Here is a 19,669-nt window from a genome sequence, read left to right as displayed (position 1 = left end):
AGGTCATATTGAGTGAAAGTATACGAATCCACTACTATTGTTCGCGCTGCCCCTGAACCTCTTTGGCGTGCTGTTCTCGATCACTTTCAAGACGATAACGCGCCGCTTTTCTATATCGACTCAACGCTCAAATCTTGGCCTTCTTTGGCGGATGTTAAACTGGTTTCTAAATATGGCTTTAGACGAAAAATTCTAAAAGGTCAGGTTGTTATTGCAGATCCTCCTAAGCACTTGTCTCTCAGCTTTTCGGTGCTGTTGCCTTTATTTCATACGAACGAAGTTTGGTCTTTGAGTATTGAATCTAAAAGCGATTTTTCGTCCACAATCGTTTTTTCATCGAATGTAAAAGGCTGGTGGGCACTAAGACATTTTAGAAAAGTGCGTACTGAACGGCAGCTTCAAATTGATAATTTCATGCATACGCTTAAGAGCACTATTGAGGTAGTTAAAGATGTCCAAAGTGATTAAGGATCCAGAAAAGCACATTGAAAGAATGAAGCGGATCAAGGAACATGTAGATCGTCGAATCGCAAAAGCACAAGAAGATAAAGGTACATTTGTTCTACTGACGGGCAACGGCAAAGGGAAATCCAGCTCTTCTCTTGGTATGGTGGCAAGAGCACTAGGACATGATATGAAAGTTGGTGTCGTGCAGTTTTTAAAAGGTGAATGGGACACTGGTGAAATTCGTTTTTTTAAGCAGCATGCAAACGTACAATGGCATATTATGACTTCAGGATTTACTTGGGAAACGCAAAATAGAGCGCAAGACAAGGAAAGTTCAGAAGAAGCGTGGGCTCACGCCAAAGTGTTGCTTCAAGATGAGGCAATGGATCTAGTAGTGCTTGATGAACTAACGTATTTATTGCACTACGAATATCTCAATGAAGATGAGGTGCTAACGGCGATAATGAATCGCCCTCAAAACCAACATCTTGTTGTCTCTGGTCGTGGCGCGTCTGACGCTTTGGTTGAGTTGGCTGATACCGTAAGTGAAGTAACAGAAGTTAAGCATGCTTTCAAACGTGGGGTCAAAGCGCAGAAAGGTCTAGAGTACTAATAGTATATACGACGGTAGTTTTAATTACCGTCGTTACGTACAGCGTTATTTTAAGAAATGCGGTTAACCATATCGATTAGCCGCTTTCAGCGTCTTAATTTATACGAGTTGTATCGAGCACGACTTCTTTATCCACTAAAGCGTTGCTAATTTGTCTAACTGATCTTGCCATGTCTCTGGCTAAATTCAGGATGAGTATGCCAAAATCGAATGCATATCGATCGTGTAGCGCATTGAACAGCTCGTTGTTTATTTCAAGCAGCACGCAGTCTGTTTTAGCTTTTGCCGAACCTACTCTGTCATGTAGAGCAATCATTGAGACAAACCCTAGAGCTTCTCCATAAGTCACGGTGCGTGTGTGGCACACTGCATCATTATGTTGCTTGTAGAAGTCAACTTCACCTTCTAGAACAATAAAAAAGCTTTTCACTTTCTCGCCGAACTCAAAAATAGACTCGCCGGAATGGTAAGAGAAAACGCGTCCATTTTTTATCATAAAATCTACAGATTGTTCGGACAATGCACCAAAGACGGAACCGTTTTTAAAGTCACGAGCTAAATAGCCTGTTTTGTTATTTTCTTTGACGGTGTTCATAAATCACCCTCCATCTACTGCCTACTGATTTAGTATGGCAGATTGCCTTCTAGTATGTCGTTAGTTTTAATGACGTATCGTAGAGCTGTGTAAATAATTGCGACGAATTATTGCTCTAAGTGCACACTTTCTGTAAAGTTCGGTTCGTTGCAAAAGGCATACCTATGTTGTCGAAATTTGTGCAATATAATTGTATATACAAATATGAAGTTCATACTTTTAGACGATTTCCACTAAATTTGCATGTAAGTGGAAAACGCTGTGGATTTTATAAGCGTTGCATTTTAATCAAAAGGAATATTGGTTATTTTACGGAACGATGATCGGCTTCCTAAGCCTCATACAAGGATAACAGGCAAAATTATGTTTTTTTCTAGATTTACTTCCCCTATTCAAATGATTCTTTCTCGTCTTGGGCTCGATTTTCTATTTAGCGGAAAATTAGGTGTTACTTTCTCAACCTTTTTCCTGGGCGTGCAATTTGCTGTCATTTGGGGGGGGCTAATGTGGTTGTTTTATTGGTCCGTTAATCCTGTGGAATTAAGCTTTCAGATTCTACTTTCTGGTCTGGTTGGCTTAGTGGTTGGTGGTTGGATGACCTATTGCAATCGCAAGCATCCTGATGAGAATGAACACTCATTTTAATTTAGCCAATCAAATAACCTGTTTTTTATAAATGGCTGTTTTATATCGCACGGATTAGATACAACCAATAAGCCACCCAGTTGAAAGGTGGCTTATTTGAATTAGCGTTTATCGGTATAAACTTCAGGCGTTTTGTACTCTATTACCTCTATTTGATCCCCTTGTTTGATGATCCCTTCGTTCAGAGCGATGAGGTTTACACCAAATGTTACCCCTTTCTTTTCGAGTTTTCTGAACTTTGCTAATGTCCGGAGCGGCTCGGCGAAGGAGTTCTTGTCTGACGTGTCTGGGTCAATAGTTGTAAAGCTGCATCGGATGCAAGGTTTCACGTTTTCAAATTGGACATCGCCGATTCTAATAATTTTCCAACTGTCTTCTTCAAATGGTGTTATGCCTGAGACCACAATATTGGGACGAAAACGTCGCATATCGACCGTTATCTCGGTTGTGCGGTTCAATTCCTCTAACGAGGCGGTATTCGTAAGTAAAAAGGGGTAGCCATCTGCAAATCCGACTGGAGAGTTTGGACGTCGGCTAGTAACGCGCTTAGATTCATCTCCAAAAAAGAGTAGATGAACCTGCAACGATAAGAGTTGAGAGAACCATTGGTCGGCATGTTCGGTGGTTTTTTGCCCTTTCACTTGCGTCTTCCAGATTTCAGTAGACATATAGGTCTTTTCGAAAGAGGCTGTTCTCAGCTCAAGTTCACTGTCCATTTTGGGGTGAGTAAGGGTGATGGACCCATTATCGTGAACGACGGGGTGAACTAATGTTAATGTTGGGTGTGTTCGGGCAGTGATCATCTTTCCGTTTTCGTCACACAATAAATACCTACGATCATATGCGAGCCCTGATAGGTTCACACGTGATGAATGAAGAGGAATACCTTTTATTGATTTGACAGGGTAGATGGCCAGAGATTCTAGTTTTATCACGTAATACTCCTTCAATGTGAAGGAGTATTATCTAACTTACTCCATTGTGAAAGCTACATCTAGTGACAAGAAAGTATGAAAGAATTGTGCTTTTATTATCGCAATGATGGTAAATGGGAGGGAAAAAAACGCCCCTTCTTCTCGAAAATATAGCTTCCTACTATTAAGCTTATAAAGAACAGTAAACCAGAGCTAGGAGATAAGAATGCAGCGAGGAGTCCTGGTCCAGGGCAATAGCCACTAAGCCCCCAGCCGATGCCGAATATGGTTGCGCCAATAACAAGGTCTCTATCGATGTTCGTCTTTGAAGGAATTTGCCAATCAACCGCAATAAAGGGGCGTGAGCGCTTTTTTCTGATGACATTTGCGACTAAGCCTACGGATACGGCACTGGCCATAACAAACAATAAGCTAGGATTCCATTCGCCAAATATATCTAGAAACCCAATGACGTTTTCTGGATTCGCCATTCCTGAAATCATCAATCCTGCTCCGAAGAGTAGGCCGGAAAGAAAATAATTGAATGCATTCATTTTTGTTACCTCGTTAAAATGACGGTTACGATAGCGGATACGATAAAAATGCAAGTCGCGATAAGAGAACGTAGAGAGAGGCGAGGTATTCCACATACACCGTGACCGCTCGTGCAGCCGCTTCCAAGTCGAGTTCCATAACCAACGAGTAGGCCTGAAAGTATGATCATCCAAAATGGTGTATTTAATGTGTTCTCTATTGTGTCAAAACCAAAAAACGTTTGGCTAAAAGTGCCGCCTAAAATTAAGCCTGCAAGAAAAAGAAAGGGAAGTATCTTTCTATCTTTAAACAGGAGATTTGCAAGTAGTCCGCTTATCCCTGCGACACGTCCTGAGCCTAGTAATAGTATGCTTGCAGACAGCCCGATCAAGAGGCCGCCTATAATTGGGTATGTGAAATCCGACATTTTAATCCTGTTATTTTGTTATCGTAAGACGGTTCTGAATAATGAGTATTTTAAAATATAAGACAATTCTAATATTAGGTTATTCTAATATAAAAACCCCATTTGTCCACCTGAAATTTCGAATTGATGTTATTTTCTATTTGTTTACACTTCATTTGTTTGTGAGTGAGGTAGTTTTAATGGGGCTTATAGGAAAGGCTGAATGCTAGGTGCGGAACTTAAAAGTGCGAACATTGTCTTTTGGATGCCAAATGCGCCTTGTATTACTAAAGACGGCGTAAACTCGGTTTCAGATGAAAATGAAGTCGCAGCTATAGAAAACCAAAATGGTAATCATTGGCGTAAAATATTGACTATCGCTGCAAAATTGAGTGTTGATGTTGAGGAAGAATGGCGTCATTACAAAGCAAATCGATTGTTGATCGAATCGACCTTCGTTTTTTCTAAAGCGGATTTTGAAGGAAGCAAAGCAAAATTTAAGTTTATTGTTGGCAAACAACTTGCGGAGTCAAAGCCGCCTCCACTTGATGCAGATAAAATCTATGGAGTAAATGACCCTCTTGAAAGGTCTAACGATCGCGTGGTGTTGTCAAAAGAAGGGGTATACTGGACGCCGTATTTTGATTATAGGCAGTTCCCTAATGCATTAATTGGTGCTGTTCGAGCTTATATGCAAGATTAAAGGTTTATTATGATTCAAGCGTTACGAAAGTTGTTTCTGACAGAAACAGAAGAAAAGGCTCCAATCAGCTATCAAAGAGCGGTCGCAGCTTTGTTGATTGAAGTTATGTTGGCGGACCATGAGACGGATGAGCGCGAAGTCGAAATGGTTAAAGAAGGATTACGAGATATCAGCGAACTAGGAGAGGATATCGATGCTATTTTTGATGATTCTCTAAAAGGTGTAGATGAAGCAAATGATTTATATCAATTTACAAAAGTGATTAACGAGCAGGCTTCAAATGCACAAAAAATGGAGTTGTTAAAAGGTCTATGGCGAGTTGCATTCGCGGATAATAGTTTAGATGCCTACGAAGATCAGAGAATTAGGCGTATTAGTGAGCTACTGTTTATGCCGCATTCGGAATTTATACAGTGTAAATTAGCGGTTCAGTCTGAACTGGGTGACTAGGGTGTCAAAATAGAAACTTATGCAAAAATAAAAAATGCGGCCATTGCCGCATTTTTTATTGACTGGTCTAGCTTAGCTTATGCTGCGAAGTTTGCTGCTGCAAATTCCCAGTTAGCTAGTGCCCAGAAACCTTTTAGGTAATCTGGACGTACATTACGGTAATCAATGTAGTAAGCGTGTTCCCAAAGGTCAACTGTCAATAGAGCAGTTTGATCCGATGTTAACGGCGTTGCAGCGTTGCTTGTGTTTACAATATCCAAAGAACCGTCAGCTGTTTTAACTAACCACGTCCAAGAAGAACCGAAGTTGTTAACTGCTTTATCGTTGAATGCTTCTTGGAAAGCCGCAAAAGAGCCCCATTTTGCGTTGATCGCATCAGCCAAAGCGCCTGTTGGTTCACCGCCACCATTTGGGCTTAAGCTATTCCAGAAGAATGTGTGGTTCCAGATTTGAGCGGCATTGTTAAAAACAGGGCCCGCTGGAGCCGTTTTAATGATTTCTTCAAGAGACTTACCTTCGTATTCTGAACCTGGAACAAGTCCGTTTAGCTTAACTACGTAGGTGTTATGATGTTTGCCGTGGTGAAACTCAAGAGTTTCAGTAGACATGTGTGGCTCTAATGCGTCTTTAGCATAAGGTAGTGCCGGTAGTTCAAAAGCCATATCTATATCTCCATGCTTTGTTTTTACGAAAAATGCTTGTTATCAAGCAGTTAATGGTGCTTATATAGTAGCACTGAACATATGAATATTATATTCATGATATTTGTGTGGTTATTTATATCTCAATTCTTTTAATTTTTCATAAGTAAAGTGCGTTAAATTTCATGCAAAGAGACGATGAAGTAGAAATTCCAAGCTTAACTCTGGATCTGGATGAGTTGCAGAGCAGAAACCCGCAACAATCCAAACCTAAGAGGAAGCTTAATCCACCCCCTGCAAAGCCGACATCGTCAGCTGCGCAGGCGAAAGCGCCTGTCTATAAAAAGCAAAGTTTGTTTGGAGTATATTTCCTCTTACTTTTAATTCTTGGGGCGGCCTCTGCGGCGGGTTATTGGCTTTGGCAACAAAATCAACAGCTTAAAGGGCAACTTGCTGGTGCCTTAAATGAAATTCAAGATTTGGATCACCAACTTATTGCAGCGGATGTTTCTGCCGGTGAGCTAGGGTCCACGGTCGAAGAAACACTTAAAACTCATGAGAGTGAAATACGTAAGTTGTGGGGTGTTGCCTATGATCGAAATCGTAAAAATATCCAAACAAACATTGAAGGCTTAAAATCAACTCAAACTAAGCTTGCTGAATTACGCGAGAATGTGGCAACTCAAGGTAAACTTGTCGCGGTGCAAGGTGATGCGTTTAATGAGATTGAAGATGGATATAACCGCCTTGTTGAGTCCGTAAGTTCGCTTGATAAAAAGTCTGATGAAGAACTGTCTGCTTTGCAGCTCAATGTTCAAGCTGTTCAGCTTCAAGGTGAGCAGGTAAGCGGCAAGCAATCGAATTTACAAGCTCAATACGAGGCGTTAGCGCTACAAATTAATAAGACTCTGGCAAGTATCGAGTCTTTGGAGGATAAAATTGAGGCGAATAAAACCGAAATCGATGAGGTTGCGGTATTGGCCGCAGCAGCAAACGCAAAGCCAGTAGCGACAGCGCCTTCAGTTAAGCCTGATGAATTGGCTAAATTGGATAAACAAGTTTCTGAAAATAATGAAGCAATTGCTTCGATTGATGTATTCCGTTCACAAGTGTTGAGTCAGCTTAATACTCTTAAAGCACAAGTGAATCAGCTTGCGCTGCAGCAGCAGTTAACAAACAGCGACGGTTTATAGCAAAGCTCTTTTGATCTGAATCAAAAAAGGCCAACTTAGTTGGCCTTTTTTTGTACCTAGTAAACTCTCTTTCCCCTCGTTTCGATAGAATGCGCCGGTTTTTATGATGATTAATGGCAATTAGTAGGGTTTATGACAGAGTTACTTTCTCCAGCCGGAACGCTAAAAAATATGCGTTATGCTTACGCTTATGGTGCTGATGCAGTGTATGCCGGGCAACCTAGGTACAGTTTACGTGTGCGTAATAATGACTTCGATATGTCGAATCTTGCTACAGGTATAGAGGAGGCTCATCAGAAAGGTAAGTCGCTGTATGTTGCAAGTAACATTGCCCCTCACAACGCAAAAATCAAGACTTACTTAAAGGATATTGAGCCCGTAATTGAGATGGCGCCGGACGCATTGATTATGTCAGATCCTGGCATGATGATGTTGGTAAAAGAGAAATGGCCTGATATGCCTATTCACTTGTCGGTGCAGGCAAATGCAGTGAATTGGGCAACGGTTAAGTTCTGGCATGACTATGGTTTGACGCGGGTTATATTATCGCGAGAATTATCGCTGGATGAAATCGGAGAGATACGTCAGCAAGTGCCTGATATGGAGATTGAGACGTTTGTTCATGGGTCCCTGTGCATCGCTTATTCCGGACGCTGTTTGTTATCTGGGTATTTTAATCGTCGCGATCCAAATCAAGGTACATGTACCAACTCATGTCGCTGGCAATATGATGTTAAAGCGGCGAAAGAAGAGCCTACAGGCGATATCGTTCCCGCAGACGGAAGCCATCTGAAAGGTGTTCAGCAGTTCGTACCTGATTCAACGTCTCACCAAACAACGCTAGGAGAAGGGAAGCCTTACGATGACGTTGTTTTGCTAAGAGAGCAAGGTAGAGAAGGGGAGTATATGCCCGCTTTTGAAGATGAGCACGGTACATATATCATGAATAGTCGCGACCTCCGCGCGATTCAACATGTTGAAAAACTGATTGAGATGGGGGTGCATTCTCTGAAAATTGAGGGGCGTACAAAATCTCATTTTTATGCTGCTCGAACGGCTCAATTATATCGACAGGCGATTGATGATGCCGTTCACGGAGAGTCGTTCGATATGTCTTTAATGGATCGTTTGGAAGGACTCGCGCATCGGGGCTACACTGAAGGTTTTTATCGACGCCATGTCCACGATAAATATCAAAATTATCAACATGGTAACTCTATGTCGACGCATCAACAATTTGTTGGCGAGATGATTGACTGCAAAAATGGCTGGCTAAGTATTGACGTGAAAAATCGTTTTAAGCTAGGAGACACATTGGAGTTGATTACACCCAAAGGCAGTCAGTATCACACTATTAGCGCAATGGAGAGCCTGAATGGTGAAAGAATGGATGTTGCGCCTGGATCTGGCTATAAAGTAAAGATCGCGTTAGATCGACCAGATTTTGATACAGAATTTGGGCTTGTGATGCGCAACTTGCCTAGTTAATAAATCATCGTCGCATCCCCTACGTGTGATTAAATTTCTAAAAGGCTCAGCTTATGAGCCTTTTTTTATATTTTTATATCACTAAAGTCTAAATGAATTGATTTTTATAACTTAAATGCATGTTATAGTTAACCTAACAAAATCCTTCGATATTTAGAGATGGGGAATTATGACTACTGAGGCAAGACTGACTCACTTGAAACAGCTTGAAGCGGAAAGTATTCACATTATTCGTGAAGTGGCCGCTGAATTCGATAATCCAGTGATGCTATATTCCATTGGTAAAGACTCTGCTGTGATGTTGCATTTGGCAATGAAAGCTTTTTATCCAGGCAAACCGCCATTTCCATTGATGCACGTTGATACTGGATGGAAATTCAAGGAAATGATCACGTTCCGTGATGAATTGGTTGCAAAACTTGGTCTTGAATTGATTGTTCATCAAAATCCAGAAGGTATAGAGCAAAACATTAATCCGTTTACACACGGCAGTGCGAAGCACACTGATGTGATGAAGACGCAAGGCTTAAAACAGGCGCTTGATAAATACGGTTTTGATGCTGCGTTTGGTGGAGCGCGTCGTGATGAAGAAAAATCACGAGCAAAAGAACGTGTCTATTCGTTCCGTGATAAACAGCATCGTTGGGACCCTAAAAATCAGCGTCCAGAGTTATGGAATATATACAACGGTAAAGTGAACAAAGGCGAAAGTATCCGCGTGTTCCCTTTATCTAACTGGACTGAACTGGATATTTGGCAATACATTTATCTTGAGCAAATTCCGATTGTTCCTCTTTACTACGCAAAAGAGCGTCCTGTTGTTGAGCGTGATGGTACGATGATCATGGTTGATGATGAGCGTATGCCACTTAAAGAGGGTGAAGTTCCCGAAATGAAATCTGTACGTTTCCGCACCTTGGGCTGTTACCCATTGACTGGCGCGGTATCTTCCGATGCAGAGACGTTACCTGAAATTATTCAGGAAATGTTGCTGACCAAGAGCTCAGAGCGTCAGGGTCGCGTTATTGATCATGACTCTTCTGGCTCGATGGAAGAGAAAAAGAAACAAGGTTATTTCTAATTTCGGAGTGGTATAAGAATGTCTCATCAATCAGAACTTATCAGTCAAGACATCCTTGGCTACTTGAAGCAACATGAAGAAAAAGACCTGTTGCGTTTATTGACTTGCGGTAATGTAGACGATGGTAAAAGTACACTAATCGGTCGATTGTTGCATGATTCTAAGCTTATTTATGAAGATCATCTTGATGCTGTGAAACGTGACAGTAAAAAGTCAGGTACTCAAGGTGAAGAAGTGGATTTGGCTTTGCTTGTAGATGGCTTGCAGGCCGAGCGCGAACAGGGGATTACAATCGATGTTGCGTATCGTTATTTCTCCACTGAAAAGCGCAAATTTATCATTGCGGACACACCTGGGCATGAGCAGTATACTCGCAATATGGCGACAGGTGCTTCCACATGTGATTTGGCCATTATCCTAATCGACGCTCGTTATGGTGTTCAAACCCAAACTCGTCGCCACAGCTATATTGCTGCTCTTTTGGGTATTAAACACGTTGTTGTTGCAATTAATAAAATGGATTTGGTTGATTTCTCGGAAGAGAAATTCAATGAAATACGTGCCGATTATCTTGCGTTCGTAGAGCAGCTTGGTGATCGAACACCTGAAGATATTCAGTTTGTGCCAATGTCTGCTCTTCAGGGTGATAATGTTGTAAACCTTTCTGAACAGACTCCTTGGTATCAAGGTCAGCCGCTAATGGCGATTCTCGAAACGGTGCAAATTAATCGAAATGTTAAGAAAGATGCGTTCCGTTTTCCTGTTCAGTATGTGAATCGTCCGAATCTTGATTTCCGCGGTTTTGCAGGAACCATTGCAGCAGGTCAAATACAAAAAGGTGATGAAGTTGTTGCTTTGCCGTCCGGTAAAACGTCTACCGTAGCGGATATCGTTACTTATGATGGCAGTCTAGAAACAGCAAAAGCGGGTCAGGCCGTTACCATCACGCTTGCTGACGAAATCGATATTAGTCGTGGAGACATGTTGTCTCACAAGGGCGAAGAGCCTTTGATGAGTTCGACACTTCGCGCATCCATTGTGTGGATGTCAGAGCAGGACCTAGTGCCTGGTAAGTTGTATGACTTTAAATTGGGCACGCAAACTGTTCCGGGTAAAGTGCATCACTTTAACCATAGGGTTGATGTTAATACGCTTGAAACCAGCGATATAGATGCACTTGAATTAAATGGTATTGCAGACTGTACTATTCAGTTTGATGCGCCGGTAGCATTCGATCGTTATCAAGATAGTCGCTTAACGGGTGCATTGATTGTTATCGATCGTTTAACGAACGTGACAGTGGGTGCTGGCATGGTTGAGCAGGAATTAGCGGATATCAATGAAGATGCGCCAGTTACTGCAGAAGACCGAGCTGCTCGCTTAGGTCAAAAGCCTGCTGTAATCAAAGCGACGTCGGCATTGGTCGAAAACGGTGTTGCTTTGGAGCGTGCATTATTGCGTTCTGGTTTGGTTGCACTTGTTAGGTCCGGTTTAACTGCTGAGCAGGTGTCGTTGCTAAGTGAGACAGGTGTTATTGTCATTACGGATGCTGAAGTGGGTGCTGATAACGACATCGATGTTGCGGATGTGGCCGCTGCTGTCGAAGAGATCGCCGCGCTAGTTCGGTTGTAAGATAATGGTTTAGCGCATTTGCTAGATGCGCGGCTTGCCAAATAGCTAAAAACGCTCGATGTATCCCATCGGGCGTTTTTTTATTCTAGAATGCTTCCTTGGGTTGGTATGTATGAAAAATCTGTATTGAATATGATGAGATTAAAAGAAAGGCTCTTGGTGCTGTTGCCTGTGTTTTTTCAGGAGAGGCTTGACGGTGCTGTGGCTGCGGCAAATCAGGCGAAGGCTGCTGCAACTGATTCTGAAAGTGTGGCGGAATCAAAATACGACACGTTTGGATTAGAAAACTCGTATTTAGCTCACGGACAAAGCCAAAGGGTTGTTGAGTGTAGAGAGGATCTCCATTTTTTTTCAAACTGGAAGCCGAAGTCTGATGAGCATGATTTGGTTTCTATCGGAGATTTGGTTGAGATCGGTGTTGGCGGTTTGAGTGTATTTTATCTGCTTGTACCTAAATGTGGTGGAAATAAAATTTTGGTGCAGGATGTTTGGGTGCAGCTGGTGTCTTTTGATTCGCCGTTGGGTAAGTCTTTAGCGGGTAAAAGTGAGGGTGATGAGTTTTTTATTCTGCGTTCAGGTATTGAAACGTCAGCGGAAATTCTAGAAATTCATTTATAGTCTCTAGAAAATCAAACCTTAGGGTGGCAAAAGTTTCGTTAGTATCAGTAAAAGTCTGGAGAGTCGCTAATGCTTCGCATATAATGCAGTGCTTTAAAAATTATCTAGACTTTTTCTAACGAGATTGGCCATTGCAAATAAAGGTCATCTTAAGAGAAACGTACATTTGCGTGACAGCTCCAAAGAGAGATAGGAATAGGAAACACATTATGCGCAGCCATTATTGCGGCGAACTAACAGCGAAAAATATTTCTGAAGAAATTACATTGTGCGGATGGGTACATCGTCGCCGTGATCACGGTGGTGTAATCTTTCTTGATATCCGTGACCGTGATGGCATTACACAAGTCGTATTTGATCCCGACCGTGCAGAAAGTTTTGCACTGGCAGACAGCGTTCGTAATGAGTATGTTGTTAAAGTTTCAGGTTTGGTTCGTGCTCGTCCAGAAGGTACTGTTAATCCAAATATGACGACGGGCGAAATTGAAGTTCTTGGTAAAGAGCTTGAAATACTAAATCGTTCCGAAACGCCTCCATTCCAGTTAGACGAACACCAAAACGTTGGCGAAGACATCCGTCTAAAAAGCCGTTTCGTAGACCTTCGTCGTCCAGAAATGCAGGAAAAATTACGTTTCCGCTCTAAAGTAACCTCAGTGTTGCGTCGTCATCTAGATGACAATGGATTCTTGGATATCGAAACGCCTATCTTAACGCGTGCAACTCCTGAAGGCGCGCGTGATTATGTTGTTCCAAGTCGCACGCACCAAGGTAGTTTCTTCGCATTGCCTCAATCTCCTCAGTTGTTCAAGCAAATGCTGATGGTGTCAGGCTTTGATCGATACTACCAAATTGCAAAATGTTTCCGTGATGAAGATCTGCGTGCTGATCGCCAGCCAGAATTTACACAGATCGATATTGAAACGTCGTTCATGGATGAAGAATCGATTATGGGTATGACAGAATCCATGATCGTGAGCTTGTTCAAAGAATTGAAAGACGTTGACCTCGGTGAATTCCCGCGTATGCCATATGCTGAAGCAATGGAAACATACGGCAGTGATAAGCCAGACTTACGTATCCCTCTAACCATTCAGACTGTTTCTGATTTGATGGAAGGTGTCGATTTTAAAGTGTTCTCTGGCCCAGCGGTAGATCCAAAAGGTCGTGTCGCAGCCCTTAAGGTACCAGGTGGAAATTCGCTTACTCGTAAGCAAATTGATGCATACACTAAGTTTGTTGGTATCTATGGTGCGAAAGGGTTGGCTTACATTAAGGTCAACGATAAGGACGATCTTGAAGAAGGTCTACAATCTCCGATTGTTAAGTTCTTGCCTGTTGAGGTGCGCAAAGCATTGCTTGAGCGTACAGCGGCTGAAAATGGTGATTTGATTTTCTTTGGTGCTGATAAAGAAACAGTTGTGAACGAAGCGTTAGGTGCTTTGCGTTGCAAGCTAGGTGAAGACCTAAATCTTTATACATGTGAATGGGCTCCTTTGTGGGTTGTTGATTTCCCAATGTTCGAAGAGTTGGCTGATGGTGCTGTAACGGCTATTCACCACCCATTTACTGCTCCATCTTGTTCGCCTGAAGAGCTAAAGGCAAATCCAACTACGGCACTTTCTCAGGCATACGATATGGTGCTTAATGGTACCGAACTGGGTGGTGGTTCTATTCGTATCCATCAGCCAGAAATGCAGCAGACGGTCTTCGAACTATTGAATATTAGTGAAGAAGAACAAGAAGAAAAATTTGGTTTCTTGTTGGATGCGCTTAAGTATGGTGCGCCGCCACACGGTGGTTTAGCATTTGGTTTGGATCGTCTTGTGATGCTGATGACAGATTCTTCTTCGATTCGCGACGTGATTGCATTCCCTAAAACACAAAGTGCTACATGTCTTTTGACACAGGCTCCAGGTGATGTAAGCGATAAGCAGTTAAAAGAGCTGAGTATTCGCGTACGTAAGCCAGTCGCAGAGTAATTTGCTCATTTCATAAAAAAAGCCGCTTTTAGCGGCTTTTTTTATGAATCAATTGCAAGGTGATTTGATAACTGGTCAAATATACAGTTGTTGAAGGCTTTAAATGGAACGGTGAGTGGCTCGAATATTGGCAATTGACCCTGGTTCTCGCATAACTGGGTATGGTGTAGTAGACGCAAAAAACAGTAAGACGGTTTATGTATCAAGTGGCTGTATAAAGTTACCAAATGAAAACCTTGCTGTGCGCCTTCGTGTAATCTTTGAATCTGTATCGGAGTTGATTTCTCAGTTTTCACCCTCAGAGTTCGCAATTGAGGAAGTGTTTATGGCAAAAAATGCCAGCTCTGCGCTTAAGCTAGGTCAGGCTCGCGGCGCTGCGATTGTTGCAGCGAGCGTTGCTGATTTGCCAGTGTATGAATATGCGGCTAGGCGGGTTAAGCAATCTATTGCTGGAAACGGCAATGCAGATAAAGTGCAAATTCAGACAATGGTACAAATGCTACTGAGCTTGCCGGCTCCTCCTCAGGCCGATGCAGCCGATGCGCTGGCTATTGCTATGTGTCACGCAAATACGCGAACGTCTGATGGATTAGAATACGGGATAGGTAAACGAGCAGGTAGGCGTTCCGGTCGTTGGAGTGCATCAGATTTGAGGAAATACAGTGATAAGTAGAATTGTTGGAACCTTAGTGGAAAAAGTACCGCCCGAACTGCTTGTAGATGTAAACGGCGTTGGTTATGAAGTTCATGCGTCAATGACTACTATTTATGATTTAGCGGCAATTGGTGAAACTGTTGTATTACATACGCATCTTCAGGTTAAAGAAGATTCCCACACTCTTTATGGATTCTATTCTAAAGATGAGCGTGCGGTATTTAGAGTGCTTATCAAGGTAAATGGTATTGGCCCGAAAATGGCATTAGCAATACTTTCAAGTATGTCTACCAATGAATTGATTGAAAATGTGCAGGAATCTAACGTCGATGCATTGGTGAAGATACCTGGAGTGGGTAAAAAAACAGCCGAGAGGCTGATAATAGAGTTACGAGATAAGTTGGGCCAAGCAGCGAAGCAAGATTTGTTTTCCGTCCCTAAAGTGTTAAAACAAATTCAAGCAGATCCAAGGCAAGAAGCGGAAGCTGCTTTGGTCTCGTTGGGGTACAAGCCTCAGGAAGCAGCTAAGGCGGTTGCGAAAGTGCCACAAGATGAGTCGAATAGTGAAAGCATCATTAAAGCGGCATTAAAAGGTATGTTGAGGTAGTCAAGTTGATAGAACAAGATCGAATAATCTCCTCGCAAACACAAGGCGGAGAGTCTCAAGTTGACCGAGCGATTAGGCCACAGATGTTGGCTGAATATATAGGTCAGCCGATCGTGCGTGAACAAATGGAGATATTCATTCAGGCGGCCCGCCAGCGTTCGGAGCCGCTTGATCATACCCTGATTTTTGGTCCACCTGGCTTAGGTAAAACGACGCTTGCGAATATCGTGGCGAATGAGATGGGGGCTGATATAAAGACGACATCTGGCCCTGTATTAGAGCGCGCAGGTGATTTGGCTGCTTTGTTGACGAATTTGGAAGAGGGTGATGTTCTTTTTATTGATGAGATTCACCGCTTAAGTCCAGCGATTGAAGAAGTTCTCTATCCGGCGATGGAGGATTATCAGCTTGATATAATGATTGGTGAAGGGCCTGCTGCACGGTCTATCAAAATAGAAATTCCTCCGTTTACTTTGGTAGGGGCAACAACAAGGGCAGGACTCCTTACGTCGCCTTTGAGAGATAGGTTTGGAATTGTGCAACGTTTGGAGTTTTACGATGTCCAATCTCTGACAACCATTGTTGGCCGCTCCGCCAATAAGATGGATGTCGTTTTGGACGATAGTGGCTGTTTTGAGGTTGCGCGTCGTTCAAGGGGCACGCCGCGGATTGCGAACCGATTATTGCGCCGGGTTCGAGATGTTGCGCAGGTTGGCGGAGAAGAAGTTGTTGGAGAAAAGGTTGCTCGACGTGCATTAGATATGTTAAGTGTAGACAGTCAGGGATTCGATCATCTTGATCGTCGTATGTTATTGACTATGATAGAGAAGTTTGATGGTCGTCCGGTTGGCTTAGACAGCATTGCTGCTGCCGTCGGAGAAGATAAAGATACTATTGAGGATGTGATAGAGCCATTTCTTATTCAGCAAGGATTCGTCATTCGGACTCCGCGCGGTAGGCAAGTCACAAAGCGTGCTTACGAGCACTTTAATTATCAGTTACCGTCAGAAGATTTTAAGTAAGAGGTTATAAATGTCGATTTGGGGGCTTATTGCCAGTGCTAGTATTGTCGTTCAGTTAGTTATGTTGACACTTCTGCTCGCGTCATTGTTTTCTTGGATTGTGATATTTCAACGTGTTCGCATATTGAAACGTGCAAAAGTGGTGAGAAACCGCTTTGAAGATCAGTTTTGGTCAGGGATAGATCTTAGTAAGCTATACAAACAACTGACTACCGACGGACGAAAGGTTGAAGGAATCGAAAATATTTTCACTTCAGGTATTCGAGAGTTTACGCGTTTGCGACAGAATTCTCATGTTGACCCTGATGCGGTGATGGAAGGGGTTGCACGTGCGATGCGAGTTGCGCTGTACAAGGAAGAAGAAAAGTTAGACCAACATCTTCCATTTTTAGCAACCGTTGGTTCGATTAGCCCTTATATTGGACTTTTTGGAACTGTTTGGGGGATTATGCATTCCTTTATCGGGTTGGCAGAAGTGCAGCAGGCAACGCTTGCGACGGTTGCGCCAGGTATCGCAGAAGCTCTTATTGCGACAGCGATTGGTCTTGCGGCCGCGATTCCTGCAGTTATTGCTTACAATCGTTTTTCAGCAGGGGCGGATAATTTAGCATCCAGTTATGAAAATTTCTCTGACGAGTTTAGTAGTATTCTTCACCGAAAGGTTCATTCGAGTGAGGGGGCAGGTGCATAATGGCTCGCACTAGAAGAAGGCGCGCGCATCGCAAACAAGTCGCAGAAATAAACGTTGTTCCTTATATTGATGTTATGTTGGTGTTATTAGTCATTTTTATGATAACCGCACCAATGTTAACGCAAGGTGTTGATGTTGAGTTACCCAATGCCAACGCGTCACCGATCCAGCAAGAAGAGACGGATGTCTTGATCGCGTCTGTAGACAAAAAAGGTCAGTACTTTATTGATATTGGCGGCGAGCAGGCTCCTATTTCTTTGGTTGATCTTCAATCGCGTGTGCGAAAAATATTGAGTCAGAATCCAAATATACCGGTATTGGTTCGTGGAGATAAGAATGTTTCTTATGGAGAAGTGGTCGGGCTGATGGTTTCATTGCAAGGGGCGGGTGTGCCGAACGTTGGTTTGGTTACGGAGCCAGAATAAAGCATGAAATGGCTCGATAAAGAGAATTACTCGTTACCCGTAGTGTTTGCAATTGCGCTTCATGCTCTTGTTTTAGTGGGCGGCGTTTTTGTTGTCAATTTCACTGAGGAAACTAAAGTCGCGCCGAAGCCTGCGATTGTTCAAGCTACGGTTATTGATATCTCTCAAACGGTAATCGGTAAACGAGAAGCGAAGACCAAGGCCGCTGCAGCTCAGGCTGCTAACGAAGCTAAGAAAAAAGCAGATAAGGAAAAGAAAAGAAAGGCAGAAAAGAAAGCGCTTGCTGAGAAAAAAAGGAAGTTAGCGGAAACAAAGCGTAAGCAGAGCGAAGCTCGTAAAAAAGCAGATCAGGCGCGCGACCAAGAGCTTCAACGACAAAAAGTTGAAAAGCAGCGTAAAGCGCAAGAAAAAGCAAAAGCAGAAGACGCAAAAAAGAAAGCGAAAGAAGAGGCTAAGAGAAAAGCAAACGAAAAAGCGAAAGCTGAGGCTAAAGCTAAGGCGGATAGACAGAAAAAAGCTCGTGATGAAAAAAGGAAGCAAGAGCAAGCTGAGCTGAAAAAACAGCGCGATGCAGAAAGAAAGAAAAAGGCTGAGCAAGAAAGCTTAGCGCGTCAGCGTGAAGAAACGGCTAAGAAAGCCGCTGACGCAAGGAAGAAACGAGATGACCAGCAAAGACAGCAGCAGATAGTGCGAGAGCAAAAAGAGCGTGATGCCAATGAGGTGCAAGCAGTTCAATCGTTAAGTGGTTTAATTAATGAGCGCATCACTGCTTCTTGGATCAGGCCGCCAAGTGCGCGTAATAATATGAAAGTGAAATTGCGAATCTACTTCCTACCAAGTGGGGAGGTGCGTGAAGTGCAGATATTAGAACGCAGCGGGAATGATGCTTTTGATCGTAGTGCTGTTGCGGCGGTAAATAAAGTAGAGCAAATTGAAGAGTTGTCTAAGCTGGATTCGTACATATTTGAACGAAATTTCCGTCAAGTTGAATTAATTTTTAATCCACAAGATTTGAGAAACTAATGAAGTTATTTAAAACGCTATTGTTAACTTTTGCTTTCCTTGTGCTGTCTCAATCCGCAAGAGCGCAGCTGGTTATCGAGATTACAAGTGGGGCAGATCAGCTGCTGCCGATTGCGGTTGTTCCTTTTCAATATTCTGGAGCTGATCCTCTTCCGGAAGATATTGCACAGATTGTTGAAGGGGATTTGCTCCGCAGTGGAGTGTTTGAAGGTATTCCGCGAACATCCATGTTAAGTCAGCCGGGTTCTTCTGATAAAGTATTTTATCGTGATTGGCGCTTATTGAAGGCTGAGTATATATTGGTTGGTACTGTATTAAGCGCATCAAATGGAAATTACCAAGTTGCATTCGAGCTTTTAAACGTCAATACTCAACAGCGTCTTGGTGATAAAGAAGTTATTTCAGTTACTCCTTCTAGCTTTAGGGATGCCGCGCATTTTATTAGTGATAAAGTCTATCAGGCATTAACTGGGATACGAGGTGCGTTTAGTACGCGTATATTGTATGTGACGGCTGAAGGTGATAGGTCAGCTCCAAACTATAAGCTTCAAGTAGCAGATGCAGATGGCCATCGTGCCCAAGTGATTGTTGAATCTAAAGAGCCTATCTTGTCTCCGTCATGGAGTCGTAATGGACGGTTTATTACTTATGTCATGTTTAATAACCGTAGACCAAATATATTTATTCAAGAGTTGGCAACTGGAAAGCGCAGTAAAATTGCGCAATATAGAGGGTTAAATGGTGCACCAGCTTGGTCGCCAGATGGCAAGAAGTTGGCTATTGTGTTATCAAAAGACAACAATCCAGAGGTGTACGTGTTTGATTTAGCAACGCAAAAGCTAGAGCGAATGACAAATCATTACGCGATTGACACAGAGCCAAGCTGGGAGCCAGATGGAAAAGGTATTATATTTACGTCTGATCGTGGCGGTAACCCTCAAATTTATCGTTTAGATGTAAAAAATAAAGATGTTGAGCGTGTGACATTTGAAGGAGATTCAAATACTCGTGCTCGCATGACACCAGACGGTCGCTATTTGGTTACTGTTCAAAAAGACTCAGGAAATTACCATATTGCGCTTCAGGATATGAAAAATGGTCGAGTTAGTATTTTGACGGAAACTTATTTGGATGAATCTCCGAGTATTGCACCGAATGGAAGTATGGTTATGTATGCAACAACAGAAGGAAATAAAGGTATACTTTCTGTAGTTTCCGTTGATGGTTTGGTGAAATATAAGTTACCATCATCAAATGGTGATGTACGTGAACCTGCTTGGTCACCGTATTTCAAATAAAGCGCATTA

At 42.7% G+C, this 19,669-nt stretch carries 23 protein-coding genes; 18 read left to right on the top strand and 5 right to left on the bottom strand.

Annotation, left to right across the window (positions count from 1 at the left end; all coding sequences use genetic code 11):
- The first annotated feature begins 12 nt into the window (after window positions 1–12).
- The gene (locus DFP79_RS13300) at window positions 13–468 is read left to right on the top strand and encodes an SRPBCC family protein (RefSeq protein ID WP_133504425.1); all 456 of its coding nucleotides are present in this window, start codon (window positions 13–15) and stop codon (window positions 466–468) included.
- Window positions 452–1,060 carry a cob(I)yrinic acid a,c-diamide adenosyltransferase gene (gene cobO / locus DFP79_RS13295; RefSeq protein WP_133504424.1) on the top strand — a complete coding sequence of 203 codons (609 nt, stop codon included), beginning with the start codon at window positions 452–454 and terminating at the stop codon, window positions 1,058–1,060. Before DFP79_RS13300 ends, cobO begins: the two co-directional genes overlap by 17 nt.
- A 94-nt stretch (window positions 1,061–1,154) precedes the next feature.
- On the opposite strand, the gene DFP79_RS13290 is transcribed toward cobO, so the two are convergent.
- Window positions 1,155–1,655, bottom strand: a complete 501-nt coding sequence (locus DFP79_RS13290; protein WP_133504423.1) for a cyclic nucleotide-binding domain-containing protein — start codon at window positions 1,653–1,655, stop codon at window positions 1,155–1,157.
- Window positions 1,656–2,018: 363 nt separating this feature from the next.
- On the opposite strand from DFP79_RS13290, the gene DFP79_RS13285 reads away from it, so the two are divergent.
- On the top strand, window positions 2,019–2,300 hold the full coding sequence (locus DFP79_RS13285; protein WP_133504422.1) for a DUF6404 family protein: 282 nt from the start codon (window positions 2,019–2,021) through the stop codon (window positions 2,298–2,300).
- A gap of 101 nt (window positions 2,301–2,401) precedes the next feature.
- Here the strand turns inward: DFP79_RS13285 and DFP79_RS13280 are convergent, their stop codons facing one another.
- The 3 genes from DFP79_RS13280 to DFP79_RS13270 all read right to left on the bottom strand — a co-directional run bounded on the left by DFP79_RS13280 (window position 2,402) and on the right by DFP79_RS13270 (window position 4,175).
- Complete coding sequence (locus DFP79_RS13280; RefSeq protein WP_133504421.1) at window positions 2,402–3,235, bottom strand: MOSC domain-containing protein; 834 nt, start codon at window positions 3,233–3,235, stop codon at window positions 2,402–2,404.
- A 95-nt stretch (window positions 3,236–3,330) separates the two neighbouring features.
- Entirely contained in the window at window positions 3,331–3,768 is a 438-nt protein-coding gene (locus tag DFP79_RS13275; protein WP_133504420.1) for a DUF6691 family protein, read from the bottom strand.
- Between the two features lie 5 nt (window positions 3,769–3,773).
- On the bottom strand, window positions 3,774–4,175 hold the full coding sequence (locus DFP79_RS13270; RefSeq protein ID WP_133504419.1) for a YeeE/YedE family protein: 402 nt from the start codon (window positions 4,173–4,175) through the stop codon (window positions 3,774–3,776).
- Window positions 4,176–4,377: 202 nt separating this feature from the next.
- On the opposite strand from DFP79_RS13270, the gene DFP79_RS13265 reads away from it, so the two are divergent.
- Together DFP79_RS13265 and DFP79_RS13260 are read left to right on the top strand one after the other, a co-directional pair.
- Window positions 4,378–4,857, top strand: a complete 480-nt coding sequence (locus tag DFP79_RS13265) for a DUF6942 family protein (RefSeq protein WP_133504418.1) — start codon at window positions 4,378–4,380, stop codon at window positions 4,855–4,857.
- A 9-nt stretch (window positions 4,858–4,866) separates the two neighbouring features.
- Window positions 4,867–5,307 (top strand): tellurite resistance TerB family protein, encoded by a 441-nt coding sequence (locus DFP79_RS13260; protein WP_133504417.1) that lies wholly within the window; start codon window positions 4,867–4,869, stop codon window positions 5,305–5,307.
- Window positions 5,308–5,384: 77 nt separating this feature from the next.
- Here the strand turns inward: DFP79_RS13260 and DFP79_RS13255 are convergent, their stop codons facing one another.
- Window positions 5,385–5,969 (bottom strand): superoxide dismutase, encoded by a 585-nt coding sequence (locus DFP79_RS13255; RefSeq protein ID WP_133504416.1) that lies wholly within the window; start codon window positions 5,967–5,969, stop codon window positions 5,385–5,387.
- Between the two features lie 164 nt (window positions 5,970–6,133).
- Between DFP79_RS13255 and DFP79_RS13250 the strand changes: the two genes are divergently transcribed.
- The 13 genes from DFP79_RS13250 to tolB all read left to right on the top strand — a co-directional run bounded on the left by DFP79_RS13250 (window position 6,134) and on the right by tolB (window position 19,660).
- Window positions 6,134–7,141 carry a hypothetical protein gene (locus DFP79_RS13250; RefSeq protein WP_133504415.1) on the top strand — a complete coding sequence of 336 codons (1,008 nt, stop codon included), beginning with the start codon at window positions 6,134–6,136 and terminating at the stop codon, window positions 7,139–7,141.
- A 132-nt stretch (window positions 7,142–7,273) separates the two neighbouring features.
- Entirely contained in the window at window positions 7,274–8,629 is a 1,356-nt protein-coding gene (gene trhP / locus DFP79_RS13245; protein ID WP_133504414.1) for a prephenate-dependent tRNA uridine(34) hydroxylase TrhP, read from the top strand.
- Between the two features lie 169 nt (window positions 8,630–8,798).
- Window positions 8,799–9,710, top strand: a complete 912-nt coding sequence (cysD, locus tag DFP79_RS13240) for a sulfate adenylyltransferase subunit CysD (protein WP_133504413.1) — start codon at window positions 8,799–8,801, stop codon at window positions 9,708–9,710.
- Window positions 9,711–9,728: 18 nt separating this feature from the next.
- Window positions 9,729–11,342: a sulfate adenylyltransferase subunit CysN gene (gene cysN, locus DFP79_RS13235; RefSeq protein WP_133504412.1), complete on the top strand. Its 1,614-nt coding sequence runs from the start codon at window positions 9,729–9,731 to the stop codon at window positions 11,340–11,342.
- Between the two features lie 108 nt (window positions 11,343–11,450).
- Complete coding sequence (locus tag DFP79_RS13230) at window positions 11,451–11,960, top strand: GreA/GreB family elongation factor (RefSeq protein WP_166637706.1); 510 nt, start codon at window positions 11,451–11,453, stop codon at window positions 11,958–11,960.
- Window positions 11,961–12,169: 209 nt separating this feature from the next.
- Window positions 12,170–13,939 (top strand): aspartate--tRNA ligase, encoded by a 1,770-nt coding sequence (gene aspS, locus DFP79_RS13225; RefSeq protein ID WP_133504410.1) that lies wholly within the window; start codon window positions 12,170–12,172, stop codon window positions 13,937–13,939.
- 115 nt (window positions 13,940–14,054) lie between these two features.
- The gene (gene ruvC / locus DFP79_RS13220) at window positions 14,055–14,612 is read left to right on the top strand and encodes a crossover junction endodeoxyribonuclease RuvC (protein WP_133504409.1); all 558 of its coding nucleotides are present in this window, start codon (window positions 14,055–14,057) and stop codon (window positions 14,610–14,612) included.
- Window positions 14,602–15,201 (top strand): Holliday junction branch migration protein RuvA, encoded by a 600-nt coding sequence (gene ruvA, locus DFP79_RS13215; protein ID WP_133504408.1) that lies wholly within the window; start codon window positions 14,602–14,604, stop codon window positions 15,199–15,201. Before ruvC ends, ruvA begins: the two co-directional genes overlap by 11 nt.
- Before the next feature lie 5 nt (window positions 15,202–15,206).
- On the top strand, window positions 15,207–16,223 hold the full coding sequence (gene ruvB / locus DFP79_RS13210) for a Holliday junction branch migration DNA helicase RuvB (protein ID WP_133504407.1): 1,017 nt from the start codon (window positions 15,207–15,209) through the stop codon (window positions 16,221–16,223).
- A 10-nt stretch (window positions 16,224–16,233) separates the two neighbouring features.
- Window positions 16,234–16,914: a protein TolQ gene (gene tolQ / locus DFP79_RS13205; protein ID WP_133504406.1), complete on the top strand. Its 681-nt coding sequence runs from the start codon at window positions 16,234–16,236 to the stop codon at window positions 16,912–16,914.
- Window positions 16,914–17,339, top strand: a complete 426-nt coding sequence (gene tolR, locus DFP79_RS13200) for a protein TolR (protein ID WP_133504405.1) — start codon at window positions 16,914–16,916, stop codon at window positions 17,337–17,339. Before tolQ ends, tolR begins: the two co-directional genes overlap by 1 nt.
- 3 nt (window positions 17,340–17,342) lie before the next feature.
- Window positions 17,343–18,362: a cell envelope integrity protein TolA gene (gene tolA, locus DFP79_RS13195; protein ID WP_133504404.1), complete on the top strand. Its 1,020-nt coding sequence runs from the start codon at window positions 17,343–17,345 to the stop codon at window positions 18,360–18,362.
- On the top strand, window positions 18,362–19,660 hold the full coding sequence (gene tolB, locus DFP79_RS13190; RefSeq protein WP_133504403.1) for a Tol-Pal system beta propeller repeat protein TolB: 1,299 nt from the start codon (window positions 18,362–18,364) through the stop codon (window positions 19,658–19,660). Before tolA ends, tolB begins: the two co-directional genes overlap by 1 nt.
- Window positions 19,661–19,669 lie beyond the last annotated feature (9 nt).

This window comes from Marinomonas balearica (genome assembly GCF_004362145.1).
Classification (GTDB): domain Bacteria; phylum Pseudomonadota; class Gammaproteobacteria; order Pseudomonadales; family Marinomonadaceae; genus Marinomonas; species Marinomonas balearica.
The sequence above is the reverse complement of the archived record's forward strand: the minus strand, read 5'-3'. Positions and strand labels throughout refer to the sequence as shown.